21 protein-coding genes and 1 pseudogene are annotated in these 25,109 nt (G+C 54.8%); 16 read left to right on the top strand and 6 right to left on the bottom strand.

All coding sequences use genetic code 11. The features are described from left to right. Positions 1 to 28 precede the first annotated feature (28 nt). Genes GE073_RS21290 through GE073_RS21280 form a run of 3 tightly spaced genes read right to left on the bottom strand, consistent with a single transcriptional unit; the run spans position 29 to position 3,963 of the window. A complete protein-coding gene (locus GE073_RS21290; protein ID WP_028598696.1) occupies positions 29 to 1,171 on the bottom strand; it encodes a Ger(x)C family spore germination protein in 1,143 nt (380 codons plus the stop codon). A gap of 12 nt (positions 1,172 to 1,183) precedes the next feature. Continuing rightward, positions 1,184 to 2,860 carry a spore germination protein gene (locus tag GE073_RS21285; RefSeq protein ID WP_153784282.1) on the bottom strand — a complete coding sequence of 559 codons (1,677 nt, stop codon included), beginning with the start codon at positions 2,858 to 2,860 and terminating at the stop codon, positions 1,184 to 1,186. Continuing rightward, entirely contained in the window at positions 2,857 to 3,963 is a 1,107-nt protein-coding gene (locus GE073_RS21280; protein ID WP_028598697.1) for a GerAB/ArcD/ProY family transporter, read from the bottom strand. Before GE073_RS21280 ends, GE073_RS21285 begins: the two co-directional genes overlap by 4 nt. A gap of 197 nt (positions 3,964 to 4,160) precedes the next feature. On the opposite strand from GE073_RS21280, the gene GE073_RS21275 reads away from it, so the two are divergent. From GE073_RS21275 to GE073_RS21265, 3 genes are all read left to right on the top strand, one after another. Next, positions 4,161 to 5,240 carry a DUF3048 domain-containing protein gene (locus GE073_RS21275; RefSeq protein ID WP_028598698.1) on the top strand — a complete coding sequence of 360 codons (1,080 nt, stop codon included), beginning with the start codon at positions 4,161 to 4,163 and terminating at the stop codon, positions 5,238 to 5,240. 211 nt (positions 5,241 to 5,451) lie between these two features. Continuing rightward, positions 5,452 to 6,060: a DUF47 domain-containing protein gene (locus GE073_RS21270; RefSeq protein WP_043111216.1), complete on the top strand. Its 609-nt coding sequence runs from the start codon at positions 5,452 to 5,454 to the stop codon at positions 6,058 to 6,060. 21 nt (positions 6,061 to 6,081) lie between these two features. Further along, positions 6,082 to 7,083, top strand: a complete 1,002-nt coding sequence (locus GE073_RS21265; protein ID WP_028598700.1) for an inorganic phosphate transporter — start codon at positions 6,082 to 6,084, stop codon at positions 7,081 to 7,083. 67 nt (positions 7,084 to 7,150) lie between these two features. On the opposite strand, the gene GE073_RS21260 is transcribed toward GE073_RS21265, so the two are convergent. Then, positions 7,151 to 7,759: a hypothetical protein gene (locus tag GE073_RS21260; protein ID WP_101808209.1), complete on the bottom strand. Its 609-nt coding sequence runs from the start codon at positions 7,757 to 7,759 to the stop codon at positions 7,151 to 7,153. 575 nt (positions 7,760 to 8,334) lie between these two features. On the opposite strand from GE073_RS21260, the gene GE073_RS21255 reads away from it, so the two are divergent. The 6 genes from GE073_RS21255 (at position 8,335) to GE073_RS21230 (ending at position 14,513) form a co-directional block, all read left to right on the top strand. Continuing rightward, a complete protein-coding gene (locus tag GE073_RS21255) occupies positions 8,335 to 8,625 on the top strand; it encodes a YerC/YecD family TrpR-related protein (protein WP_028598701.1) in 291 nt (96 codons plus the stop codon). After that, positions 8,625 to 9,437: a sirohydrochlorin chelatase gene (locus GE073_RS21250; RefSeq protein WP_043111217.1), complete on the top strand. Its 813-nt coding sequence runs from the start codon at positions 8,625 to 8,627 to the stop codon at positions 9,435 to 9,437. Before GE073_RS21255 ends, GE073_RS21250 begins: the two co-directional genes overlap by 1 nt. Before the next feature lie 8 nt (positions 9,438 to 9,445). Further along, positions 9,446 to 10,363: a diacylglycerol kinase gene (locus tag GE073_RS21245; RefSeq protein ID WP_028598703.1), complete on the top strand. Its 918-nt coding sequence runs from the start codon at positions 9,446 to 9,448 to the stop codon at positions 10,361 to 10,363. Positions 10,364 to 10,993: 630 nt separating this feature from the next. After that, positions 10,994 to 12,529 carry a 23S rRNA (uracil(1939)-C(5))-methyltransferase RlmD gene (rlmD, locus tag GE073_RS21240; protein WP_228551693.1) on the top strand — a complete coding sequence of 512 codons (1,536 nt, stop codon included), beginning with the start codon at positions 10,994 to 10,996 and terminating at the stop codon, positions 12,527 to 12,529. A 707-nt stretch (positions 12,530 to 13,236) separates the two neighbouring features. Continuing rightward, positions 13,237 to 13,827: an RNA polymerase sigma factor gene (locus GE073_RS21235; protein ID WP_153784280.1), complete on the top strand. Its 591-nt coding sequence runs from the start codon at positions 13,237 to 13,239 to the stop codon at positions 13,825 to 13,827. 128 nt (positions 13,828 to 13,955) lie between these two features. After that, positions 13,956 to 14,513 (top strand): hypothetical protein, encoded by a 558-nt coding sequence (locus GE073_RS21230; protein ID WP_153784279.1) that lies wholly within the window; start codon positions 13,956 to 13,958, stop codon positions 14,511 to 14,513. A 36-nt stretch (positions 14,514 to 14,549) separates the two neighbouring features. On the opposite strand, the gene GE073_RS26105 is transcribed toward GE073_RS21230, so the two are convergent. Together GE073_RS26105 and GE073_RS25855 are read right to left on the bottom strand one after the other, a co-directional pair. Continuing rightward, positions 14,550 to 14,690 (bottom strand): hypothetical protein, encoded by a 141-nt coding sequence (locus GE073_RS26105; RefSeq protein WP_416362099.1) that lies wholly within the window; start codon positions 14,688 to 14,690, stop codon positions 14,550 to 14,552. Positions 14,691 to 14,743: 53 nt separating this feature from the next. Beyond that, entirely contained in the window at positions 14,744 to 15,058 is a 315-nt protein-coding gene (locus GE073_RS25855; protein WP_153784278.1) for an ImmA/IrrE family metallo-endopeptidase, read from the bottom strand. A 352-nt stretch (positions 15,059 to 15,410) separates the two neighbouring features. Between GE073_RS25855 and GE073_RS21215 the strand changes: the two genes are divergently transcribed. The 7 genes and pseudogenes from GE073_RS21215 (at position 15,411) to GE073_RS21190 (ending at position 25,083) form a co-directional block, all read left to right on the top strand. Beyond that, positions 15,411 to 15,665 (top strand): multiubiquitin domain-containing protein, encoded by a 255-nt coding sequence (locus GE073_RS21215; RefSeq protein WP_153784277.1) that lies wholly within the window; start codon positions 15,411 to 15,413, stop codon positions 15,663 to 15,665. Beyond that, complete coding sequence (locus tag GE073_RS21210; protein ID WP_153784276.1) at positions 15,640 to 16,818, top strand: ThiF family adenylyltransferase; 1,179 nt, start codon at positions 15,640 to 15,642, stop codon at positions 16,816 to 16,818. Before GE073_RS21215 ends, GE073_RS21210 begins: the two co-directional genes overlap by 26 nt. Further along, positions 16,796 to 17,233 (top strand): annotated as a pseudogene (locus tag GE073_RS26100) (DUF6527 family protein). Before GE073_RS21210 ends, GE073_RS26100 begins: the two are co-directional and overlap by 23 nt. 116 nt (positions 17,234 to 17,349) lie before the next feature. Beyond that, positions 17,350 to 18,417 carry a Wadjet anti-phage system protein JetD domain-containing protein gene (locus GE073_RS21205; protein ID WP_194843436.1) on the top strand — a complete coding sequence of 356 codons (1,068 nt, stop codon included), beginning with the start codon at positions 17,350 to 17,352 and terminating at the stop codon, positions 18,415 to 18,417. After that, positions 18,414 to 19,916, top strand: coding sequence for a hypothetical protein (locus GE073_RS21200; RefSeq protein WP_153784274.1), 1,503 nt, complete (start codon positions 18,414 to 18,416; stop codon positions 19,914 to 19,916). The genes GE073_RS21205 and GE073_RS21200 overlap by 4 nt, the downstream gene beginning before the upstream one ends. After that, positions 19,917 to 20,651 (top strand): DUF6063 family protein, encoded by a 735-nt coding sequence (locus GE073_RS21195; protein ID WP_153784273.1) that lies wholly within the window; start codon positions 19,917 to 19,919, stop codon positions 20,649 to 20,651. After that, a complete protein-coding gene (locus GE073_RS21190) occupies positions 20,644 to 25,083 on the top strand; it encodes a coiled-coil domain-containing protein (protein WP_153784272.1) in 4,440 nt (1,479 codons plus the stop codon). The genes GE073_RS21195 and GE073_RS21190 overlap by 8 nt, the downstream gene beginning before the upstream one ends. Positions 25,084 to 25,109 lie beyond the last annotated feature (26 nt).

Below are 25,109 nucleotides of genomic sequence, written 5' to 3'. Positions count from 1 at the left end.
GGAGCTGCGACGACGCCCTAAGCACGCCCTAAGGCTTGTATTTGCCGGGGCTCTCGAGATCGACGCGCACCTCGGCCAGCCGCAGCGAATCGGGCTTGAGCAGCGTTTTTGCGCCGCCGTCAGTCCGCTCCTGCCATTCGCGCGGATGCTTCCGATAATAAAGCTCCTCCAGTTCGAATATATCGATCTTTCGGCTCAGAGCGCTCCGGTACGTGGAGACGATCTGGGCCTCGATCATTTTTGCCGCCGCTTCCTCCACCTCCGCCATCGGCGACTGCGTATTGCGCGTCATGAGCACGCCCTTGACATGCACGCGGGCCTCGAACGCCGGCTCGCCTTGCTCGTCCTCTTTCAGGCGCAGCTTGATCTTCGTGCGGGTGAAGCTGCCGTAGCCGTAGTCGACTCCGTCATGCACGATCTCGATCAAGTACTGCTCCATGTGCGGATTCATCCAGTGCCAGCCCTCCAGCTGGCCGATCGGCAGCCGCGTCTCGTAGGCCGCCTGGCGGAAGAAGAACGCGCCGGCAACCTTCAGCTCCGGATGCGGCTTCTCGTCCTTTTCCCAGGCGCGCTCCTCGAGCATGAGCTCTGGCACGTAGCCGTTTATGGCGGGATGCTGGAGCTCGCGCAGCAGCTTGAACAGGAACACCGGCTCGATGTCGGACTTCTGGCTGTAGCTCGCTTCGGGCGAATGCAGCAGCGTCGTCGTGTTGGACAGGTTGAAGAAGGACTTGGTGATGAAGATGTCGTCGAGCTTATGGCGCGTGCCGAACATCCAGACGTTCATGCGGCTCTCCGGATACCCGGCGATCAGCTCGGAAATATCCCGGCTCGACATCGCTTTAAGCGCGCCTTCGGTCAGCAGCAGCGCCGACACATGCGAGAAGTCCATAGGCTGCTGCGAGCTGTTCATCAGCTTGGCATTGGCGTCGCCGATGCTTTTCCCCGATCCGTGTCCGGTCCAGATCGGAATCTGCTTTCCGCTCACAGTGCCGGTTTCCGACTTCGATTCGCCGGCGAAATCGAGCATCTGCACGTACATCGTGTAGATGCCGTCTTTATAGTCGATGCCGATCGCTTTCAGATACAGCTCGTTGTTCGTCTTCGATCCTTTGCAGCCCGCCAGCAGCAAGAGCAGCGCGGCGGCTGCGATCAGGCGCAGGCGGCGCATGGAGCAATCACCTCATTTCAACGGTTTCTGCACGCGGAGCGCTTCCGCCCGGCGAGGGCGCTTGCGGAACGGCAGGATGAACAGTCCCGGCAGCAGGTCGCGGAGCTGGATCGGCGAGATCGGGGTCAGGTACGGTACGCCGAACGATTGGATCCGCGTCAGATAGACGAGCACGCTGATCGTCGAGATCATGAAGCCGAAGAAGCCGAGCGCCGAGCTGGACGCATACACATAGAACCGAATGAGCGTCACGGCGCCGGTCAGCGACTGGTTGACCAGCGTGGAGCCGGCGACGAACGTCATGGCCGCCATGACGATCATGACCGGGGAGATCAGTCCGGCCCGGACGGCCGCATCCCCGATGATGAGGCCGCCGACGACCGTCAGCGTCTGCCCGATCGCCCCCGGCAGCCGCGCGCCGGCCTCTCGGAAGATCTCGATCAGCAGCAGCGCGAGGAACATCTCCTCGATTGACGACAGCGGCAAGCCGAGGCGCGAGTTCATGATCGTCGCCAGCAGGTTGAACGGAATCTGGTCGACGTGGTAGACCGCCAGGGCGATGTAGAGGCCCGGCAGGAAGCAGGTGACGAGCAGGCAGACGTAGCGCAGCAGCCGGGTGAAGTTCACGAAGAAATAGTTCTGCTGCGCATCCTCGGCGGACTTCATCAGCAGGAACAGGTTCGCCGGCGCGATGATCGCCGTCGGATTGCCGTCGAGCAGGATGACGGCTCGTCCGGCCGCCAGGCATTGCACGGCGAAGTCCGGCCGGCCCGTATAGGACGTCCGGGGCAGGAGCGACCAGGAGCGGTCGACGAGCAGATCCTGCAGATGGCGCGTCGAAACGATGTCGTCGGCGTCGATGCCGGACAGCTTGTCGCGGATCGCATCGACGAGCTGCGGATTGGCGATGTCCGCCTCATACAGGAGCGCGGCCTTCGTGCCGGAGCGCGTGCCGACGCAGAGCTGCTCGCAGCGCAGGCCCGGCGTGCGGAGCCGGTAGCGGATGAGCGCCGTATTCGTATGCAGCTGCTCGACGAAGCCGTCCTTCGGGCCGCGCACCGACACCTCCGTCGCGGCCTCGGACGGAGAGCGGCCCGGCACCGTTCCGGCCGACATCGACCAGGCACGCTGCTGCTCGTCGCAGAACAGGATCGCATTGGCCTCGAAGATCATCCGGCAGATGTAATCGCGCCAGGTGATCGTATGGGGCGCCTCCTTCGAGATCCGGGGCAGCTTCAGCTCCTGCCACGCGCCCATGTTGCCCGGCCGCGCGCTCGCCGCTTCCTCCGGCGCCAGCGCGGGCACGCCGGCGCGCGCCTGAGGCAGGACGACCTTTTGCAGCAGCATCGGATCGGCCATCGCGCTGCAGTAGACGAGCGTCAGCTTCAGCGGACGAGCTCCGGAGGGAGGTCCCGGCTCCGGCAGCCCGCGCGGCGGCTTCTCCGCCTCGTCGACTTCGTCCGGCGCCTCGCTGGCTTGCGCCTCTGCTCCCGGTCTAGCGCGCTCTGCCTCTACTTCGATGTCCAGGAGGGAGACGTCGTCGCTGCCTTGGAGCCACTGGCGCAGCTGCTCCCGGCCGGGCAGGCGCTCGCCTTCGCTGCCGCCGTTGCCGGCGCTGTTGCCGGCGCTGCCGCCGTTGCCGCAAGCCGTCGCCGTTCCCGCCGCCCGGTTGGCGTTCGGCTTCTTCATCCCGGCTCCGCCTCCTTTCCGGCCGTCGGCAGCGGAGAGCGCCAGCGCAGGAGGATGGCGAGCAGCGCGGTGAGCGCCGGGACGAAGGCGATGAAGACGGGGTACTGGTACTCGATCAGGAAGAAAAAGAGCTCCGAATCGGTGACCTTCGAGCTGGAGAACGCGGTGACGACCGCCGCCATGCCGACGAAGAAGATCGTCAGCCCGCGTCGGCCCCGCACCGGGCCGAGCCGCGCGGACAAGTAGAAGAGCAGCGAGATGCGGGCGAACGTGCTGGAGACGCGCTGCACGATCGCGAACAGATCGATATGCTCGATCGTGGGGCCGAGCGAGATCACCTTCCAGATCTCGAGCACCGGGCTGCGCAGCTTGAACGCCTGGTCGGAGCCGAAGACGCAGATCGAGACGACGACGGGAATGAGCTGCAGCCAGCACAGGAACAGGACCAGAAGGGCGAACTGGTACCAGCGGAACCGGCCTTTGACATGCTGCTGCACGAACAGGACGAGCCAGATCTCCAGCATCGCCGCCGCCGCGAGCGGCATGCCCTTCAGCGCCGGGCTGATGCCGTTCTCCAAGATCGGCAGCAGCATCCGGCTGTCCATGTTCGGCCAGTTCAGCATCAGCAGCAGCGAGTCGAGGATGACCGCGATCGGGACGAGGATGACGCAGGCATAGGCGATCGAGCGGAGCCCGCCGGATGCGGTCCAGGCGCAGAGCGCCGCTGTCGCTCCCGCGATGATCCAGACCGGCGTATGGCTCATGTAGCTGTGGATGGCGATATGCGCCGTTTCCCAGGAAAGGGTGGAGGCCTGGAGGAGCAGCAGGACGACGACGAGCGCGCGCATCGTCCAGGAGGCGGCCCGGCCGAACCGGTCCGACAGCCATTGCTCGATCGGCACGCCGTTCAGCTTGCGGATGACGTAGCAAAGGAGGCCGCACCAGAGCAGCATGGGCGGCAGGGCGAGCAGGATCGCGACCCAGGAGTCGCTTCCCGATCGGGAAAAGATGAACGGCGGAACGAGGATGTTCGCTACGCCTCCGCTGCTCAGCAGCAGCATGATGATGCATGTCCAGACGCTGATCCGGTTTGAGATCGGCATGGGATTCCGTGCCTCCTTTCGCGCATGCCTGGGGTCGCTCGGGCGACGCCGGCCCATGCGGCTAGTATGGATCGGCGCAGGCATTGCTATCCGCTGGAGGAAGGTTCTTGCAGGATGGAAGCGCCTCCCGGGCGGGGGCGAAAAAGGTTCCCAAGCGCATCCGGCTGGTCTATGATGGAAACGGAGGGGATGAATGCATGTCTGGAACCATGACCGGTAAATGGCTTCTGATGGCGGCCGCGGCGTCGATGCTGCTCTCCGCCTGCTCGCAAAAGGCCGACGCTCCCGTCGAGACGGCCGGCCCGCCGAGCGTGACCGCCTTGCCGACCGCTTCGCCGAGTCCGGCGCCGTCCGCAGCTCCCGCCTTCACGGCGCCGCTCACGGGAGAAGCGCTGCAGGGGCCGATCGACAGCCGGCCGTATCTGGTGATGATCAACAATCACGCCAAGGCGAGGCCGCAGTCGGGGCTGGGCTCGGCGGACCTGCTGTACGAGGTGCTCGCGGAAGGCGAGATCACGCGTTTCCTGGCCGTCTTCCAGAGCCGCGCCTTCGACGGGGCGATCGGCCCGGTGCGCAGCATCCGGCCGTACTTCATCGACGTCGGCAAAAGCCAGGACGCGATCCTGATCCATTCCGGCGGCAGTCCGGACGGCTATGCGATGCTGTCGCGGGAGAAGCTCGACCATATGGACGAGATTACGAATGCAGGGGCTTACTTCTGGAGGGACAAGTCCAGGAAGGCTCCGCATAATCTGTACACGAGCCTCGAGAAGCTGGCGGCCGGCGCCGCCAAGAAGAAATTCGAGACCGCCCAGACGGGCGCGGTGCGCACGCTGCCGTTCGTCTCCGATCTGCAGCAGGCGCCGCCCGGCAGTCCGTCGTCGGGACTTGAGGTCACGTTCCTGCTCCAGTCGTACAAGGTGTCGTACCGCTACGATGCGGAGTCGCTGACGTACAAGCGCTCGATCAACGGCGAGCCGCATGTCGACCTGAACGACGGCAAGCAGCTGGAGGCGGCCAACGTCGTCGTGCTCGAGGCGCCCCACCGCGTGCTGGACGATGTCGGCCGGCGGGAGGTCGATCTGGATCGCGGAGGCCGGGCGAAGCTGTTCCAGCGCGGCCAGGCGAGAGACATTCAGTGGAAGAGGAGCGGCACGGACGATCCGATCCGGTTCTACGACTCGGAGACGGAGGCTCCGCTGTACCCGGGCCAGACCCATGTGCTGATCGTGCCCGACAAGCCGGGTCTCGAGCAGCGGCTCGCGGTGCTGCCTTAGGCTCCAGCAACGAACCTTCGGCCCTGCCTTGACGGCAGGGTCTTTTCGCGCGTTTTGGGCAAAATGAACCAGGGCGAAAATTCGACAAAATTCGATTTTTCGAGGCGCTGGCGTTTACAAATCCTTTACACCACCCGGATGAACTGTGATAAGATAAGTGGGGCCTGAAAAGGGCTGTCTAACCATTTTTTTGAAAGCAAAGGGGACGAACATGGCTAAGAAGAATATCTTCTTCAAAACGCTGGAGGAAATGGCGGATTCGATTGTCGAAAGCGTGGAGTATTTCGCGCGCGGGGTGGACGACCTGTCGAATGTCGGCGAGTTCGCCAAGGCGATGAAAGAATACGAGAGCCAATGCGACCGCTATACCCATACGATCATCATCGAGCTCAACAAGACGTTCATCACGCCGATCGAGCGCGAGGACATCATGGCGCTGACGACCGCGCTTGACGACGTCGTCGACGAGATCGAGGCTTGCGCGTCGCGCTTCGAGATGTACCAGGTGACGGACAAGGACGAGTACATCCGCCTGTTCGCCGACAACCTCGTGCGCTGCGCCCACCAGGTCAAAAACGCGATCTATCTGCTCACGCAGAAGAAGCTGCTGGCGATCCGCGAGCCGAACATCGCGATCAACGAGCTGGAGAACCAGGCCGACGACCTGCTGCGCGTGAGCATCAAGGCGCTGTTCGCGAACCAGAAGGATCCGATCGAGCTGATCAAGCGCAAAGAGCTTTACGAAATGCTCGAAAAGACGACGGATTACTTCGAAGACGTCGCCAACACGCTTGAAACGATCATCATGCGCAACAGCTAAGGACAGGAGACGACCTGAACGATGGATACAGTATTGATAATTATGGCGGTCGTCGTGTTCCTGGCGCTGGCGTTCGACTTCATCAACGGCTTCCATGACACGGCCAACGCCATCGCGACCTCGGTGTCGACGCGGGCGCTCAAGCCGCGCGTCGCCATCCTGCTGGCGGCGACGATGAACTTCGTCGGAGCGCTCAGCTTCACCGGCGTCGCCAAGATGATCGGCGGCGGCATCGCCGATCCGACCACGCTGCAGCACGGCGAGGAGATCGTCATCGCGGCGCTGCTCGGAGCGATCATCTGGAACCTGATCACCTGGTGGTTCGGCATCCCGTCCTCCTCGTCGCATGCGCTCATCGGCGGCCTTTCCGGAGCGGTCGTCGCGTCGGCCGGATTCGGCGCGATCAACGGCAGCGGCTTCTCGGACATCATCAAGGCGCTCATCTTCTCGCCGATCATCGCGTTTGTCGTCGGCTATCTGCTGATGACGCTGCTCAAGCTGGTGTTCGCCAGGTCGAGCCCGCATCAGATCAACAAGGGCTTCCGCACCGGACAGATCATGACCGCGGCGTTCCAGTCGTTCACGCACGGCACCAACGACGCGCAAAAGGCGATGGGCATCATCACCTTCGCGCTCGTGTCGGCCGGACTCCAGGACAACATGGACGTGCCGCTCTGGGTCAAGCTGTCCGCGGCGACGGCGATGGCGCTCGGCACCTCGGTCGGCGGCTGGAAGATCATCAAGACGATGGGCACGAAGATTTTCAAGATCGAGCCGATCAACGGCTTCGCCGCCGATCTCGGCGCCGCCTCCGTCATCCTGACGGCGACGATGCTGCATTTCCCGGTCAGCACGACCCATACGATCACGTCCTCGCTGCTCGGCGTCGGCAGCGCGAAGCGCTTCTCTGGCGTGAAGTGGGGCATGGCCGGACGGATCGTCGTCTCCTGGGTCATCACGATTCCGATCTCCATGGGCTTGGCCGCGCTGATCTACCAGATCATCGAGTGGCTGTTCCTGTAGCGTTCGTCCCCTTTTCAAGTCGAAGCCCGCTTCTCCCTTCACCGAGGGAAAGCGGGCTTTTTTCGTCCTATTCTTCTTGCTTCGGCCTGCGGCGCTTGGCGCCCGGACGCCGCTTGGCGCCGGTGCGGCGCTTGCGGCTGCGGCCGCCCTTGGCATAGCCGCCTCCGCCGGTGCGGCGCTTCTTGCTTTTCGTCCGCTTCTTCTTCGGCGGCGACCATTCGTCGTCCTCCAGATCGACCATCTTGGACTTGTCGGAGCCTTTCTTGCTGCCGAATGTGCCCATCATCACCTTGACGAGCGGAGCCATCTGCTGCACGCTGCCGATGATTTTCTGCGCCTTGGTCATCGTGCCGAGGATGCCGTCGAGACCCCCGATCCGATCGACGAAGCCCTTGAGCTCGGTCAGCTTGTCGAGAGAGAACAGGCTGCCCTTTTTTTCCGTCTCCGCCGCTGCCGCAGTAGGCAGAGCGGCGCCTTCCAGCGTCGCCAGCGGGCCGATCGACGGCGCCGGGCCGGGCGGCATCAGCGAGGGCGGCGGGGCGAACAGCGACTGGGCGGGAAGCTGATTATAAGGGAACCCTTCGCCGAGACCGGGAAAGATGCTTCCCTGCGCCGGGACGGCAGGCGTATTGCGCTGCGGCATAGGCGGGTAATAGGAAGGATAGTTCGGATTCACTTGGCTTTCACATCCTTGTGGGATTGCGGAGGGCGAACTCCGCGTTTGTTCCAGTGTATGGCCTAAAGCGGCGTTTGGGTTGGACGTTCGCCCGGTTTTTGCCGAAAAACCCAGTCGGGGACTGGCACGGGCGGCGGGAGGACAGGGCGCCGCGGAGGAACGATCGGGACGCCGCGGCCGGCTGCGGCGCGCGTCGGCCTTCCTCGCTTCGTCGATAGGCACACTTGAGACGGAAGCACCGGAGCAGAGTTCGTTCGACCTATCGTGATGTGCGCGAGGAGAGGACGGTTCCGGACAGCATGAATTTTGAGGTAGCATAAAATGTAGGTCCGTAGTAAAATAGGTGCGCGTCCCATCCGTGACGGCCGCAAACTCATGTACGCGTCCAGTGGACATCGTCCTAGCCGCGCCTCGTTGAAGGAGGCTGAACCGATCCGACGGGCATTCTGCCCGCCATCCGAAGAGAGCGCTTGCAAAAAACATCGCTCCTCTAAAGCGTGAACACGGTGATAGTTGTATTCTCTAGCGCAGCAATATAAAATGGAATGTAGGATTATTTCACAGGGGTGAAGTTGATGCAGCTCAAGAAGCTGAACGATAAAGCGATCGACCAATTATTCGAAGCGGTCCTCACGCTCAAGAGCGTCGAGGAATGCTATATTTTCTTCGATGATCTTTGCACGGTGAACGAGGTTCAATCCCTCTCCCAGCGGCTCGAGGTGGCGCGCATGCTCGGCAAGGGCAGCACGTACAACCAGATCGAGGCCGAGACGGGAGCGAGTACGGCGACGATCTCCCGCGTCAAGCGCTGCCTCAATTACGGCAACGACGGCTACAAGATGACGCTGGACCGTCTGAACCGCTGATGGACAGAGAGCCGCTGCGTCCCGGCATCCTCGTCATCAGCCATGGCTCGCGCGACCCCGGGTGGGTGGCGCTCGTCGACGAGGCCGTAGCGGCCGCGGCGCAAACGATTACGCAAGCGACCGGCCCTGTGCCGGTCCTTTCGTCGTTTCTGGAGATTGTGGATGGACGGCTGATCCAGGACGGCATCGACGAGCTGCTCGCGCTCGGCGTGAGTGATCTGTTCGTCCTGCCGCTGTTCGTCTCTTCCGGCAGCACGCATGTCGACGACATCATGCAGGCGTTCGGCCAGCCTCCGGCGGGCCTGCGCGAGGGCGAGCTCGAGCCGCTGCGCACAGGCGGAGCGCGCATCCATCCCGGCGTTCCGATCAACGACGAGCCGGAGATCGCCGAGCTGCTGCTGCGGCAGGCCCGGGAGCTCTCGCGCGATCCGTTCCGGGAGGCGCTGCTCGTCGTCGGACACGGCTCGATCGAGCCGGTATTCCACGAACGCTGGCGCAGCAGCCTGCAGCGGCTCGGCGAGCGGCTGCGGGAGGGCGGAGGCTTCGCCCGCGCCGAGACCGCGATGCTGCTGCCGGACGAGGCGGCCGACCGGCTGCGCGAGATGCGGAGCCGGCGGCCCGAGGAGACCGTGATCGTCGTGCCGGCGTTTCTTAGTCAAGGATTTTTCACATCGACCGTGATTCCATCGAGGCTCGGCGAGTTAGAATATGAATATGACGGCCGGGCGATGCTGCCGGACGCGGCGGTGCCGCGCTGGCTGGCGCGCCAGGCGCTGCAGTGGATGCAGCGGATGCGACAAGCAGGAGGATGAGAGAAGGCATGACGAGCGGATACAAGAGAGCGCGGCTGATCTACAACCCGACGTCCGGACGCGAGGAGATGAAAAGGCGGCTCGGCGAGATTTTGACGCTGCTGGAGCGGGGCGGCATCGAGACGAGCACGCATGCGACCTGCGGCGAAGGCGACGCGTCGGTGGCCGCCGCCGATGCCGCGGACCGCGGCTTCGACATGATCATCGCGGCCGGCGGCGACGGCACGCTGTACGAGGTCATCAACGGCCTCGGCGAAAAGCCCAACCGCCCTCCGCTCGGCATCCTGCCCGTCGGCACGACCAACGACTTCGCGCGGGCGCTCGGCATCCCGCGCAACCTGGAGTACGCGTGCGAGCTCATCACCCGCCAGTACAGCCGCCCGATCGACGTCGGCCGCGCCGGCAAGAAGTATTTCATCAACATCGCCGGCGGCGGCTCGCTCACCGAGCTCACCTACGAGGTGCCGAGCAAGCTCAAGACGATGATCGGGCAGCTCGCCTATTATATGAAGGGTCTCGAGAAGATGACCCGCCTGCGGCCGATGGAGCTGCGCATCGAGGGCGACGGCATCGAGGACATCCACGAGGAGATCATGCTGTTCCTCATCTGCAACAGCAACTCCGTCGGAGGCTTCGAGAAGCTCGCCCCGGCGGCGACGCTCGACGACGGCCTGTTCGAGGTGCTCGTGCTCAAGAAGTGCAACCTGGCCGAGTTCATCCGCATCGTCACGCTCGCGCTGCGCGGCGAGCATTTCAACGACTCGCACATCCTGCACTTCAAGACGAACCGCCTCACCGTCACGACGCCGGACTACGCCCAGCTCAACCTCGACGGCGAGTACGGCGGCACGCTGCCGTGCACGTTCACCGTGCTGCCCTCGCATCTGAACATCTTCGTCGACGAGGAAGGGAAGACGCATTATTGAGGCGGCGCTGGCTTCGGGCGCGGCACAGCTAGGCAGCTGGGCGGCTCCGCCCGCCGGCTTCGCCGAGTCCGGCGAAGCCGCTGAGTCCGGCGAGTCCGCCGAGTCGGCTGAGTCCGTCGAATCCGCTGAGTCCTGCGAGTCGGCTGAGTCTGGCGAGTCGGCTGAGTCCGTCGAGTTCGCTGAGTCCGTCGAGTCCGTCGAGTCCGCTGGGTCCAGCGAGTCCGCTGAGTCCGCCGGCTTCGCCGGCTCTCTGCGGCGCAGAACGCAGGCGCAGTTGAACCGGCCATAGTTCTTGAGCTTGAGCTGCTAGCGCCTGCGCTCTAACGACGAGTCAGCTCGTTAGAAGCCCCTTTTGAGGGAACGCCGATTTCTTACGACTCCTGAGCTTGTTAGACGCGTGCGGAAGCCCGTTTTTCCCATTTTCAACCCTAATTCGTCACTCTAACAGCATCATTCGTCGTTAAAATGGGAAGAGCTCGAAAAAGGGGCCGCTAACGACACCACGAATCATTAGCACCATGAAAGCTCGAAGCTCGACTCCAATTTCAACGGCTTGCACGCGTCCTCGCCTCCTTAGGCGCCGGGCTGCCTGCAAGCCTTTACTACGCATAGAGAACGGATGAACGAATGATGAAACCTACCGTACCGGTCGGAAAGAACGAAACGGTCACGCTTGACATCACCGGCCTGACGCATGAAGGCGAGGGCGTCGGCCGCGCCGACGGCTTCACCCTGTTCGTGCAGGGCGCGCTGCCCGGCGAGCGCGTGAAGGCCAAGGTGCTCAAGGTCAAGAAGACGTACGGCTATGCCAAGCCGATCGAGTGGCTGCAGAGCAGTCCGGACCGCGTCGACGCGCCGTGCCCGATCTACAAGCAATGCGGCGGCTGCCAGCTTCAGCATCTCAGCTACGAGGCGCAGCTCGTCTGGAAGCGGCAGCATGTCGTCGATACGCTGGAGCGGATCGGCAAGCTGTACGTTCAGGGCGAGGGTGAGCGTTCGGCCGGAGCTGCGGCCGGCGGAGCCGGGGGTGAAGCAGGCGAGGGCGGATCGAGCGCTGATGCAAGTGCAGCCGGAGCAGGCGAGAGCGGAGCGGATTGGGCGGAGGTTGGAAATGGCGGCATCGTCGTCCATCCGACAATCGGCATGGACGAGCCGTGGCGCTACCGCAACAAGGCCCAGGTGCCGATCGGCATGGCGATGGCCGACCTGGAGAACGGCGCGGCCGGCAGCCTGATCGGCGGCTTTTACGCCCGCGGGTCGCACCGCATCGTCGACATGGACGCCTGCCTTATTCAGCATGAGCACAACGACGAGGCGGTGCGCCAGGTCAAGGCGATCGGCAACCGCGTCGGCATCTCCGCTTACGACGAGGCGACCGGGCGGGGCATCCTGCGCCATGTCGTCGTGCGGACGGGCTTCGTCACCGGCGAGATGATGGTCGTGCTCGTGACCAACGGGCCGCGCATCCCGCGCGTCGAGGACTGGATCGCGGGCATCCGCGAGGCGCTGCCGCAGGTGAAGAGCATCGTGCAGAACGTCAACAAGCGGCAGACGAACGTCATCTTCGGCGACGAGACGCGCACGCTGTGGGGCAGCGACGTCATCTACGACGAGCTGGACGGCATCCGCTTCGCCATCTCGGCGCGGTCGTTCTACCAGGTCAACCCGGCGCAGACTCTGCGCTTGTACCAGTCTGCGGTCGACTATGCCGGCCTGACCGGCCGCGAGAACGTCATCGACGCCTACTGCGGCATCGGCACGATCTCGCTGTTTCTGGCTCGTCGGGCGGGGCATGTGTACGGGGTGGAGATCGTGCCGGAGGCGATCGAGGACGCGAAGCGCAACGCCGAGCTGAACGGCATCGGCAACGCCTCTTTCGAGGCGGGACCGGCCGAGGTCGTCATTCCTCGCTGGCGCTCGGAGGGCATCCGGCCCGACGTCATCGTCGTCGATCCCCCGCGCAAAGGCTGCGACGAGCAGCTGCTCGACACGATCCTGGCGATGCAGCCGGAGCGCGTCGTCTACGTGTCCTGCAACCCGGCCACTCTGGCGCGGGATCTGCAGGTGCTGGAGGCGGGCGGATATCGGACGGTGGAAGTTCAGCCGGTGGATATGTTCCCGCATACGAGTCATGTGGAATGCGTGGCTTTGTTGGTGCAAGATTGAACAGGGGATGAGATCCCTTGTCCTGATTGAGTTTTTCTGAATGATACAGCATTTTGAAAGTTGTGATACAGGGGTCGAAAATTCCCCTTGATGTAAAATTGATGTAAAAGTCGAACCCAAAAGAACCTAGAGACGCTGGGATATCCCGAGCGTCTCTTCGGCGTCATTGTGCTGTTTTTATTGTGAAAAGCGAATCGAACTTATCCACAGCAGCTTGTAGCGGCTATTGGAAGTGCATGCCATAAATATTCATGGTTGTCGTAATGCTTCCGCCACCGAGTCGTTCCGAAATGATCTTGGCGTGGACACCCCTTGGTTAATCAGCAGTGTGGCGGACTTATGTTGAAGATCATGGAATCGGATATACCGAAGTTAGTTATTTTGGACAAATTGCCTGGACTATTGATACGAACGTTCATGATGAGTGTACATTCGCATGGGAGAATAGAAAAAACCATTCACCGTCACTCTAGGCATCCCCCATGTCACTCCCGTTCCTTGACTCTGTAGGCGTAGTATTCATCGATTTTTGAACATCATTCACAGGATTTCGTTTGATGATTCTCTAAAGCCATGAGGTTTGAAATCAAATGTGTCTATTCATTCTTATATGCTATAATGAATTATATTTTTTAGGAGGGGATATTTTCAGAGATTTGATAATAAGTTAAGTGTAATAAAAATCTGTAAACCGACGGTGATCAAGAATGGCGCAAAAGTATCAACCTATTTATGAGGCATTAATAGCTGGAAAAAAACCGGATGAAAGTCTTTGGATTGAGTTATTATCCCATTGTCGTTTTGAAGTTTGTAGAAGAATTAAATTCCACAACTTCGGCTTTCTTGAAAACGAAGATGATATTGACCGTCTCGTGCATGATTTTGGGTATGCGATTGCTAGGTCGATTCACCGATATGATTCGGAGAGAGCGACTTTCAAGACGTATATTAATGGCATTATTGATAACATGGTAATTGAGGCGTCGAAGCAGTTCAATAAGAGGAAAAGAGAAAAAAGTCTTGAAATCTTCCATTACTTCAATTCGGACGAATGGAAAAACAATTCTGAGAGCCATTCTATTCTTAAAGAAGAGGTTGAAGAATTGAATGAAATTCTTAAGCAGCTCACTACTCAGCAATATAATATCGTGAAGTTAAGACTGATAGAAAATTTATCTGTTGAAGAAACGGCTTTGCAACTAGGAATCTCAACAAAGATAGTAAGTAATCGACTCAATAAAGCCAAGGAGCGTATTAAAGCTCTTAAAGAACAGAATATTAATTCCCTCAAACATTGAACACAATGACATGGAAGAGGCTCTATCAAAAGAGCCTCCCTCCAAGTCATACTATAGATGAACGTTAAAGTATGCTTAGTATAAGATTTTTTAACTAGAATTTACTTTTAACAAATAGGTGATTACTCATGTTAATCGAAAATATGAACAGGTTTAAAGATATTTTGTTTAATAGACCTTCTACAGATCCGAGATACCTGGCACGATTATGTGTTTCAGAAGTAAAATATGAAAATAATCAGGACAATCAGGATAATTATCAATCAAATTGGTTTCAAGATAGAGAGGTCTTAAGTTTTGGAGAGTTACTGAGTGCATATATTGATTTAAATAAATTGACATTAAAAGAGTTTGCGCAACAAATCCAAGTTAATTTGGATGAGTTATTTGCAATATTAGATGATGAGAAACTTCCTTGGGAACTTGATTTGAATCTTCATCAACGTATCTTAGATGTATGCAGTTTTAAAAAAGAATTGTTTATCGAAACAATTAAAAAGCAGAGATTAAATTATGATAACTATTTGATTGGGACAAAAAATATGTCAGTAGCAGCAAGAGCTGATGCTGGTCTTGATGAGGAAGAAAGAAAAGAACAACTTTCAATTGCAAGAGATAAACTATGTGAAGATCGCTCAGAAAGAAGAAAGACAAGTTTCTTACATCAATACCAACAGCTGAAATAGCAAAGAAAATGCCGCCTAAAACAGGCGGCATTTTTTCTAAAATAATTTATTTATTAAATTGTGGGTCTGAAGACCAATCCACATGGACTGTTCACTTACCTCAAAGTGTTTTGCAAGTTCTTTTGGATTCTTTATTTGTTGTAAAGTGCTCTTCAACAAAAATCCTGGTATAAGCAAACCGGAAGCAAATGCGTTTTCCTCCTCCTCAATTGGTTTATCCGAATTTCCCCCTACATATGAGGAGTATTCCGTCCACTTGCGTACCCGTGATTTAATACGATATGTCCCAGCTCATGTGCTAATGTGAATCGTCCTCGTTGATGGCCCTGTGTGGAATTAATCATGATTTCTTTGCTATCCAAGTCTACGATTGCGCTGATCGATGGATCCAGCTCTAGCTCAATTATCTCAATTTGATATTTGCTGGTGATAATTTCCTTCACCTGTATTGGGGGATTGCCCCCGTACATCTTTGCAATTTTTTCACCGAGATTTCGAGCAGCTACTGTTTCCGATTTTTTATGCTCAGGCTGAAATTCAAACACGATAGATCCTCCAAACTTTTTCTAGTTTCACAGGGGAGATTCTTGGCGATCTGCTAATAGGTTATTGAACGCGAAAACGAGAGGAGGATGTCATCATGATATAGACGAGTTACTTCAGCTACCGCCGATCCCAGGACCATTCTCGGTAGTACAAAAAGTCCCTTAACTCAGCGTTAAAGGACCTCTCGGCAGGATCGGGCATAACTGGACTATCTTCTTACCAACGACATTTGGCGATGGGTGTTGGTAAGAAAGGAATCGATGCCTTGGCTTGTTATGATTAAGGCATTAATTCTACGTTCATGGGCTCGATTCCTGCTAATTTCCAAAAAAAATTATTGGAGGGTTCAACATGCAGGAAGAGAAGAAAGAACACCAAGTTCAAATTTATCTAAATTCTAGACCCCGTATTGTGGACAAGGAGAAGCTTTCGTTCAGAGATGTCATAGTTTTGTACTACGGTTCCTATGACGAAAATCCGAATGTCGCTTATACGGTTTCGCACAAACGCAATGAGCACACCCCATCCGTTTCGATGGTCGATGGTGATGAGGTTCAGGTTAAAGAGGGGATGATGTTCAGTGTCTCAAAAACTGATAAATCATAGCCCTGATTTAACGCGGTTGAAAGACGAAGGGTACGCCATCGAATTAAAGCATGGGTTTGCGTTGGTTCATGATGTACCTTACGTAAACGCTCAGCAGGAGGTAAGATTCGGGACTCTAGTCTCGGATCTTAACCTTACAGGGGATGTTACGACCACGCCCAATACTCACGTGATCTACTTTATTGGGATGCAGCCTTGCAAGAAGGACGGATCTGTAATTTCCTCTATCGAGCATGGGACTTCGATAAATCAAAAGCTGGCTGAGGGACTGGTTGTTAATCACTCCTTTTCTAACAAACCACCCGAGGGCTATGCGAACTACTATGAGAAGTTCACTCGGAACATTGAAATCCTTATGACCCCAGCACAATCGATGGATCACTCTGTTGATCCCCGAACCCGAAGAGTTTTTGAGTCGCATGACGATCAAAACTTTCATTACTTGGATACTAATTCCAGTAGGGTGAAAATTACCACTGTAGGGGATAAATTGCGCCATCTAAAGATTGGGATTATCGGACTTGGAGGAACAGGTTCCTATATTTTGGACTTTGTTTCCAAAACTCCTGTAGCTGAGATCCACCTGTACGATGGGGATGTTTTCTCGCAACATAATGCATTTCGAGCTCCTGGTGCTCCATCGATTACGCAATTATATGCACGAAACAGTAAGGTCGATTATTTTCTGGGTATTTATCAAAACATGCGTAAAAACATTTTTACGCATAGTGAATACTTAGACGATACGAACCTTGACCGTATTCTGGCCATGGACTTTGTGTTTATAGCGGTGGATAATGGCGCGATAAAACGAAAAATCATCGACAAGTTAACCGCTCATCAGAAGCCATTTATTGATGTGGGTATTGGCCTTCAAGTGGAAGAAGATTTGTTAGTTGGCGATGCGCGCGTTACAACTGCAATACCTGGAAAGTCTGAGCATGTTTATGATCGTATCTCGTTTGCTGATGGTGGGGAGGATGCCTACTCAACAAATATTCAGATCGCTGAACTGAACGCTTTAAATGCCGCCATGGCTGTAATTAAGTGGAAAAAGCATTATGGTTTTTATTTCGACTACACTATGGCGAACAACCAGGTGTATAATATTGCCAGTGGGGATATGACAAATGCCGACATCTTTAAAGCCTAAGACCCACTTTAGGAAAGTTTTCGCAACGACGATACCGGATACGCTTGAAAGCAATACGCTTTACATTAGTATGCTTTACAATACGGTTCTACACAAATGTGCTTGTGGATGTGGAGAAGAAGTCTCTACGCCATTGTCACCGTCTGGCTGGAAGATTTCCTAGAATGGGGAGACCGTTACACTGTATCCATCGATCGGTAACTGGTCGTATAGGTGCAAATCGCATTATTGGATTCGGGATAGTCAGGTTGTATGGGCCGCGGACTGGTCTCAGAATCAAATTAACGAGTCTCGAAAATTTGACGAACAGATTAAGCAGAATAAACATAAGGGCAGTGTGGAAAATAAAGCTCATGCCGAACAGGTGCCGAAGCGAACATGGCTGAAGCAATTCTTCAAGAGATTCTTCCAATAATGGAGTAGCACCAGTATGGTGTAAATGCTTTTTCTGTCAGCACTGAAGAATAGATTCCGAATCAAACGGCCGATGGTATGGATGATACCCATAAATATGAGGATTGGAGGGGCGCAATGAATCTCCTGGAGCAAATTCATGACGTTGTGACATCAAAGCAGAGTGCGAAAACCAAAGCCCGATTAAACGTCATTCGTCTGGAGAGCGACATACGCTCGCGGGTGGCAGATTACTATGAGCAAGGTGGATACACCGCGTTTGCAGCTGCGATAAAAACGTTAGAAGCACAAGGGGCGATACAACCGTTCAAGGGATCGGCCGTTAATGGCAGAACGCCCGCCCTTCCTTTACAATACTGGGTTCTCCCTCGGAACATCGAGCCGTCGTGGGATTCGTTGCAGATAATGAAGCTTAGTGACCATCTCCAGTTTGGGTTTTACAGACGGTATCCTGAATGGCAGACGTCTGACGAGTGGCACCGCATTGAGAGTGTCCATGCCTTTTTGCAATCGGCTGAGGAGCGGCAGTGGGTGAGCGTGGAAGAGCGAAGTTTGGAACTCTTTGGACACGAAAAGTATCTTTCGGAACCAGAGGGCAGCCAGTTTCTATCTCGCCTAGGCATCGACCATAGTGCCCTAAAAGCAAAACGTTGGGGTGAACCCTTTGTAATGTGGCTTAGGCCGGGTACATCACCGCATGAGATACGTGAGGTGCTGATCGTGGAAAACCTCTCGTTTTTCCACACCGTCGTCATGCTTCAAAGAAGGGGGTGTCTGAATTTGAGCGATCAGCCCGACATTATCATCTACGGCGAAGGGAAGAAGATCGAGCGTAGTTTTTCGTTTTTTTATGAACTTTTTCCGGTAGACCGCTCTTATTCGTTTCGGTATGTGGGGGATATGGACCCTGAAGGGTACGGTATCCTATATCGTCTTCACTACGGGTATCCCGAAGCGGGCGTATTGCCTGCCGCTGAAATCTATGAAGCTATGGCGCAGTTTCATCAGCATACGGTGTCGTGTGAGACCCAGACAAAGGACGAACGCTACCTGGCTTTTATGCTTCAGCACGTGACCCCTGACAGCCGAGCGGCTTCCTCTATGCGGGCATGTTGGGCGATGAATAAGCGAATCCCGCAGGAAGTGCTCACGGTGGAGACGTGGCGGAAAGGAACAGTCGGATGAACGAGGCATGGGATGGATTTGGCCAGCGTATGAGGCGGCTTAATCCCTTTTTTCTGCTAGGCAGCGGCATGGATTTAGGCGCGGCGCTCACCCCATATTTACAAGGAATTTTGTTCCGCATGATTTTAGAAATCTTCTATCGAGAGCTGAACGATCGTGAGGACAGACGCCGCAAGGAAATTGAAGTCATAGCGTCAGATGTCTTGCGCGAAATGGGGTTGACGGCGACGGACCAACAAATCGCGCGTCTTGTAGGTGGGCTGTTGTATCAAGGTCCTGAGCAGCTTAACAAGCCGTTTGAATCACCGTACTTTAATGAAGTGACTAGGGAGTGGGAAAAAACAGAGTTTCGATATGTCACAATGGACGAGCTGTTCACCGACCTGCAGTCAGGTGGGTCGATTGTGTACAAGCTGACTGACGAAGCTCAGGAAATGATTTTTATGAGCCGCGAAATCTCGGAAGAGTTTTCGATCACGATCGAGCAACTCTATAGCATCCAGCTTATCCGTAATGGAAATTATAAAAAGGCGACACGAAGCCTCGATATGCTTCTTAGCCGCGTCAGGCGACTCATCGCGGAGGAGGAAAGCTTTCAACGCGAAGTGGCAAACAACCCTAAAGTGCTGCTCTTCTCAGAGAACCTTCAGCGGGAAGAGAGAAAAGATGCAATCGAAAAACAATTTGACCAGGAGAAAAAAGAGTTCCGCAATATTTTGGGGCTGATCGATAAACTCGAACACAATCAGGATCGATTGGAGGAGAAAGACGATCTGAGCTTGCTTAGGGATAAAGTAGAATATACGCGCCAGATACACGACCGATTTGCGCGGCTTGTCATTCAAAGTATCTCCACCGAAATGCGTCTGAAAGCCGAAAATCCAGCCCTGTTTTGGGATAGAATGGCCTTGTCGTTCTCCGAACACATTTATCAGAATTGGATTCAGAAAGAAGGCGTTTATAACTTCGCGGCCATTGATCAACTGCTTGAACCGCTTTTTTCTCCGATAAATGAGTTTATGCTGCCACTCGATTGGGTGTGGGAAGAGCAGGAGGTTCTCTCGGAACTGGAGAAACCTGTAGAAGACGTTGACGAGGAAGAGGAGGAGGATCTCCTTCGGAAGCGAGTACTTAACTGGGATGCGATCGTATATGCTTGGGAGCCAGTCTTCGACCAGCTACTGGAAGATGGTGTCTTTACCCTGCGCGAGCTCACCGACCTCCCTGCATATGTACAGGAGCGGTGGCTGAGCGACCGGGAGACGCGGGAGCTGTGGATGATGTTCGGTAAAGAGCCGCTACGAATCGAGGTACTTCGCAACAAGACCTTTGAAGATGAACGAGAGATTCTCATCCATCACTTGATGCAAAAAAGCAACCGTTTCAAGGTGCTTGAAGGCAGTCTGATTTACACGGATTATGACCCGACGGAGAAACCACTTCGCTGGAATGGTATGAAAATTACACCCTTTTCACTGAAGTTAAAGGAGAATGCTTGAATGGATATTGAATCCATGAAAAAAGCCTCAGCCGTCTATTTTCATATGCTTAAGAAGAAAATGATCGAGGATAGTGATGAGCTCTATAATATGTACTTTGAGCCGACTGTGCGGGAGAGCGTCCGCATGCTGGCAGACCAGTCGGGCACCCAGGTCATTGAAGCCCATAAACGCCTCCATTTGATCGCTAAAGCGGGCGGTTCGGTATTTGCAACAAACTTTACGCACCTGCGCAGCAGGCACAAGGACATCGAGAATAAGAAACATTTTTACGCAGTATCCATCGTGATCATGGCTTTTATGGCAGAAATTGACCGCAATCAGGCTGCCAAGATCAAGACGAGGCGAGAAGGCGTGACCTTCTTTATGATCGAGCGGGCGGTCACATCGCTCATGGATCAATGGGAAGTGAAAATCGCCCAAGACAGTATGGCAGAAAAGCGTAGTGGTCTAGCCATGCGTGATATGGTCACTCTCTGGAAGAACCTGGAGCCGGAATCCGAGCGTGGGGTGTTTACGCGACCGAACAAAAAGACACGAATGGGCCTCATTAAGACGGCCTTCAAGTTGTTAGAGGACGAGGGGCTTGTTTACATAGCAGATCGGGACCAGCCAGGCATTAAGGCATTCCCCAGCTTGGAGTTGTTTGATCGTCTAGAGTATTTGTACGGCGACCAGGATCGGTACGAGGAGATCAAATCGATAGTTGCAAGGCAGGAGGAGTCGTATGCCTAGGTGGAACCGCGGCCGCATCACGGGCCTGAAATATGAGAACATGAAAAAACAGTACGAAGATATGGTGTTCGAATTCAACAATGGAGAAGAAGCGGTCCATACGCTTATTTCACTCATAAACGGGGGTGGAAAAGGCGTATTACTACAGGCTTTTTTTCAGTTGATGAAGCCTGGTACTGCATGGGGAGCGACCGAAAATCGGTTGTACCAGCAGTTTTTCTTTAATGAGAAAGAAAAATTTCAAGCGTACCCATTTCACATCGTCATGGAATGGGAGCTTGACGGGAACGATCGTCGGTACCTAATTACAGGCGGTGTATTCTCAGCGGAACGTCAGGCGACAAAGTCGGAAGATGAAAATGATTATGACATCAAGCCGAAGTTTCTATTATATGTAAAAGAAGTCGAGATTGATGACACAGGCTTGTTTGAATTTTTGCCGCTTTATGACGGTGGGCAAGCGATTAGTATGGATGTGCTGGAGAAGTGGCTGAAGGAGCAGGGCTTTGCTACATTTGAACGTGTAGCCAAGTATCACGAGGTGCTCAAAAGCTACGGTATCGACAAAAAAGATTGGGATACATTGAAAGAGATCAACAAAAATGAAGGCGGTGTCGGAGCCTATTTCGAAGGGGCTACTGATGATTACTCGCTCTTCCGCACCAAAATAGTGCCAATGATCAGTAAACGTCTTCAGCAGCAGGACAGCGGCCAGGATGATTTGGTGGAAATCTTTAAAAGTCAGGCAAGCATCGCAAAAAACCTGCCTATATTGCTCTCCCGTGAAAGTGCCTTTAAGGAGTTTCTGGCTGAGTTGGCGCCCCTTCAGCAGGAGGTCGGAAAAGGCGTTGAACTAGAGAAGCAGCAGACGGAGCACGAAAAAAGCGGTCAGCGTCTGCTTGCAGCCATTCGCCATGTGATAACAGGGCTTAATGATACGCTTGCCATTATGCAACAGCGCCTCGACGAAACTGGAAAATCCCTGCGTCAGCTGGCGTACGAAAAAGATAACCTCTACTATGCAAGGTTGGCACGCGAGGTGCAGGCGTTGCGAGTAAAAATGGTGGAAAACGAAGATCGACTCTCGGCGCTGGTGACGCGGAAAGAGGATATTGATTCGCAATATAAACACGTTGAGCTTTCCATTAAGTATAGGTATTGGGAGAAGGCGCAGCAGGCATTCGCGGAGGTTTGCCAGCGTATCGAGATGCTTGAAAACAGCGAGAGTGCGCGCGAGATTAAGGAACAGATGGATCAAGTCGCAATGGCTGCAGCAGAGCAATGGAAGATACTGGAGATTCATCTACAGGACGAGATCAACCGCTATGCTGCGCTTGAACAGAGACTCTTAGAAAATGAGAAGGCACAGGAAGAGCAGCGGGAGAAGCAGCGCACTAAATTGTCGCGACTAGAAATTGAACAAGAACGGCTTAACGATGAGAGTGCGACCTATGAAAGCAAAAAGAGAGCCTTTGTAAGCCGTTACGGTGAAGAGGTGGCCTACCAGATCGACAAGGCCCTGCAGCTATATCAGGAACGGAAGAAAGATACGGTGGACCTCATCGAGGAGAAAATGGTAAAGCTTACGGATACAGATGCCGCGATACTGGCAAACACCGCAGGACTTGCTTCTGCGGAAGAACGGTGTAAAGCCCTAGACGAGGAATGCGAGGCGCTGGCGGCAAAAATCCCCGAGCAGGAGCAAAAGGAACGGCAATTGCTTGACCGCGTGGCCACCTGGTTACAAGATCACGTGGAAACTGCAAGTCGTCTATCGGTGGAGCACACAGAAGAGCGGATCGCACGGCTGCTCACACATTATAAAAAGGACCTTGAATCCGCCAAGCATGCGCTGTGGCAGAAACAGATCGCCGTTTCCCTGAACGGCAAAGATTTCTGGATTGCGAACCCTGACCTGAAACGAATTTATGAGCGCCTCTCGGCCCATATGGATGTTTTTTATGGTACGCAGTTTTTACGTACGCTCAATGATAAGCAGCGTGAAGAGGAGCTCGCAAAACATCCGCTCTTGCCGTTTGGCCTTGTTGTTTTCAGCCAGGACTGGAAACGCACACGCTTGGAAGACGAACTGGCGGCAATGGATTTGCAGTCACCTGTACCGCTGTTCCTTCGGGAAGAGATGAAAGAGTCCGGGAGTGCTTCCTATGTACTAGTTAGTGGGCAGGCAGCCACACTCTCATTACACCTAGCGGCATACACGCGATACAAGGAAGGTGTGGAAGGGGAATGGCAGGCGGCGGCGTCGCATGTCAACGAGTTGGAGCGTTCGATCGCAGAGATCGAAGGGATCAATCGCGATTTGGTACTCCTTTTAAGTCATGACCTCGCCGACGAAATTTCATCGCAGCTCCAAGCGATGGAAGAAGTGCTCGAAGACCTGCGTCTTGAGCGGCAACGATACACGTCTCGTGAAGGTGACTTGCAGGAGATAAAACGAAAAATTAGCTACGACCTGGCGCGCCTTCAGCAGGAGGCGGCCAACTACGACGAAGTTTTACGGAACTTAAACGCCTTTCAGGAAGAATGGCGGTATCATGAGGTGCGTTGCGCCCGGTTAGCAGAGTTGGATATCGAGATTTCGAAGGCAAGGTCTGCGCTGCAAGCTACGGGCATGGTGGTCGAAACGCTGCACGGCGAGATTAACCAATGGAAACAGGCATACTGGGAATGGTCCAGGGATGTAAAGCAAAAGCTGGAGCAGTTAGCAATCGCTGTTCCTAATGCGGCATTTCCCGCACCAAAAACGAATGTAGACGCTACCGACGTCTCCGCGCCAACCCTTCGGGATGATGTCTTTCAGAAGGTTCTCGAATATGCTTCGCAGTTTAAACAATTGAACAGCAGCCGTGAAGAACAGAATACAGAGCTCGCGAAACTGAGTGTGGACCGTGGTCATAAGGAACAGAAGCTTATGGAGATGGTCGCCCAAATAGAAATGCTTACGCCTCAGTGGAGGGAAGCACAAATCCTCACCGAACCGCTCGAAGTGCTGGAAGGAAGGCAATCCAATCTTTCACTCCTACGTTACGAGCAAGACCGACTCATCTCGAATGTGGAAAAAAGTCTAACTGCCGAAAAAGCTAAGATGGAAGCAAAATGCGAGATGATGGAAGACCATGAACGAAAGATCGTAGAGAATCACGCACAGGCGGCACAGGCGTGGGATGAACTTGATCTAGATCAGAAAGAACGCGAAATAGTTGCTCGCAAATCCCAGGCAACGGAGCGTATGCGCATTCTGAATGAGCAAAAGACGGATGCGGAAGGACGAAAAACCGCGCTTGGGCAAAATGAGGCATCTCTCGCCTCGCACGTTGATGCAGATGGTATAACCTTCGGCGAGGACGATCTCCAAGCGGCTGAATATCAGGCGGGAAAAGCGGCAAGTGAGTGGCGTCAGGCACGCGTTGGATTAGTGAGCGAGCTTGATGGGCAACGTAAGCGCATCGGACGCAAGATAACGGCCATACAGGAATTAATCGAAGAGCGATCGTGGGATGCGCAACTCAAAAAAGGGCTTATCGGCTCATTTTCCCATGTCGAGGGCAAACGGTGCGACATAATATTGGATACAATGGAAGGCATGATCCGCTTCTGCGAAAAATCGATGACGGATCTCGAACGGGATAAGGCGCAAGCCCTGCAGGCCCAGAGCTATTGGGCGAACCGTGCCGCGATGAAGATCGTTTCGCTTTCCGATGCGATCAGGCATATGATAGCGAAGATGTCGGTCAAGAACGATTTCGGCATTTATCCGCTTGCGAAGTTAGAGGAGGACATCCTGCCGCGTCGGCCCGAGGATGTGGAACCGTTGTTAAAAGAGCATTTTGTGGATGCCATTGATAAGATCATCAAGCAGTTTGATGTGATTGACGACCACAACAAGAAGCTAAATGATGAAATCAAAAAGCTTGTGGGAGACGAGGAAATCCTGTTTGTCGGCCTGCGCCGCCGATACCCAACGCTGTTAGTGTATAACATGAATACCGAGAACGCGTTGACCTACAGCAGGCCACGACGGGAACATTACAAAACGTGGAAAACGATTAATGAGGGTTCAGCTACCACGGCGGATGGCAGCGGGGGTCAAAAGCTAGCAGCGCGAACGGTGATCATGATGATGTTACTTTCTATGAAAAATGATACAGACCAGTACTGGATGACTATGGTGTGCGACAACCCGCTCGGTCAGGCTGTTTCAGCGCATGTCCTCGATCCTATCTTCGAAGTCGCCAAAAAACTGAAATTCCAGCTGATTTTTGTGACGCCGCCCGAACTGGTGAAGACAGAAGTCAGCAAGCGGTTCCCTGTGTATTACAAGTTGGATTTCAGGGAACAGCGAGGGAAAGAATACTTGCAGCAGCAGGTCCAGTACAGCTACCGGATGTACGAAAAGAACCAAGTCATATAACGACTTGGTTCTTTTTAATACTTCTA

This window comes from Paenibacillus sp. B01 (genome assembly GCF_009649995.1).
GTDB lineage: Bacteria > Bacillota > Bacilli > Paenibacillales > Paenibacillaceae > Paenibacillus_O > Paenibacillus_O pasadenensis.
Note: the sequence above shows the minus strand (reverse complement) of the source record. Positions and strands in the feature narration are given on the sequence as shown.

Bases quoted from the DNA above. Each gene is read 5' to 3' on its own strand.
- GE073_RS21255 (WP_028598701.1), top strand. From the start codon at position 8,335: ATGCAGCTCAAGAAGCTGAACGATAAAGCGATCGACCAATTATTCGAA.
- GE073_RS21205 (WP_194843436.1), top strand. From the start codon at position 17,350: ATGAATCTCCTGGAGCAAATTCATGACGTTGTGACATCAAAGCAGAGT.
- GE073_RS21285 (WP_153784282.1), bottom strand. From the start codon at position 2,860: ATGAAGAAGCCGAACGCCAACCGGGCGGCGGGAACGGCGACGGCTTGC.
- GE073_RS21265 (WP_028598700.1), top strand. From the start codon at position 6,082: ATGGATACAGTATTGATAATTATGGCGGTCGTCGTGTTCCTGGCGCTG.
- GE073_RS21190 (WP_153784272.1), top strand. From the start codon at position 20,644: ATGCCTAGGTGGAACCGCGGCCGCATCACGGGCCTGAAATATGAGAAC.
- GE073_RS21195 (WP_153784273.1), top strand. From the start codon at position 19,917: ATGGATATTGAATCCATGAAAAAAGCCTCAGCCGTCTATTTTCATATG.
- GE073_RS21290 (WP_028598696.1), bottom strand. From the start codon at position 1,171: ATGCGCCGCCTGCGCCTGATCGCAGCCGCCGCGCTGCTCTTGCTGCTG.
- GE073_RS21200 (WP_153784274.1), top strand. From the start codon at position 18,414: ATGAACGAGGCATGGGATGGATTTGGCCAGCGTATGAGGCGGCTTAAT.
- rlmD (WP_228551693.1), top strand. From the start codon at position 10,994: ATGAAACCTACCGTACCGGTCGGAAAGAACGAAACGGTCACGCTTGAC.
- GE073_RS21275 (WP_028598698.1), top strand. From the start codon at position 4,161: ATGTCTGGAACCATGACCGGTAAATGGCTTCTGATGGCGGCCGCGGCG.
- GE073_RS21270 (WP_043111216.1), top strand. From the start codon at position 5,452: ATGGCTAAGAAGAATATCTTCTTCAAAACGCTGGAGGAAATGGCGGAT.
- GE073_RS21230 (WP_153784279.1), top strand. From the start codon at position 13,956: ATGTTAATCGAAAATATGAACAGGTTTAAAGATATTTTGTTTAATAGA.
- GE073_RS21250 (WP_043111217.1), top strand. From the start codon at position 8,625: ATGGACAGAGAGCCGCTGCGTCCCGGCATCCTCGTCATCAGCCATGGC.
- GE073_RS21245 (WP_028598703.1), top strand. From the start codon at position 9,446: ATGACGAGCGGATACAAGAGAGCGCGGCTGATCTACAACCCGACGTCC.
- GE073_RS21280 (WP_028598697.1), bottom strand. From the start codon at position 3,963: ATGCCGATCTCAAACCGGATCAGCGTCTGGACATGCATCATCATGCTG.
- GE073_RS21235 (WP_153784280.1), top strand. From the start codon at position 13,237: ATGGCGCAAAAGTATCAACCTATTTATGAGGCATTAATAGCTGGAAAA.
- GE073_RS21215 (WP_153784277.1), top strand. From the start codon at position 15,411: ATGCAGGAAGAGAAGAAAGAACACCAAGTTCAAATTTATCTAAATTCT.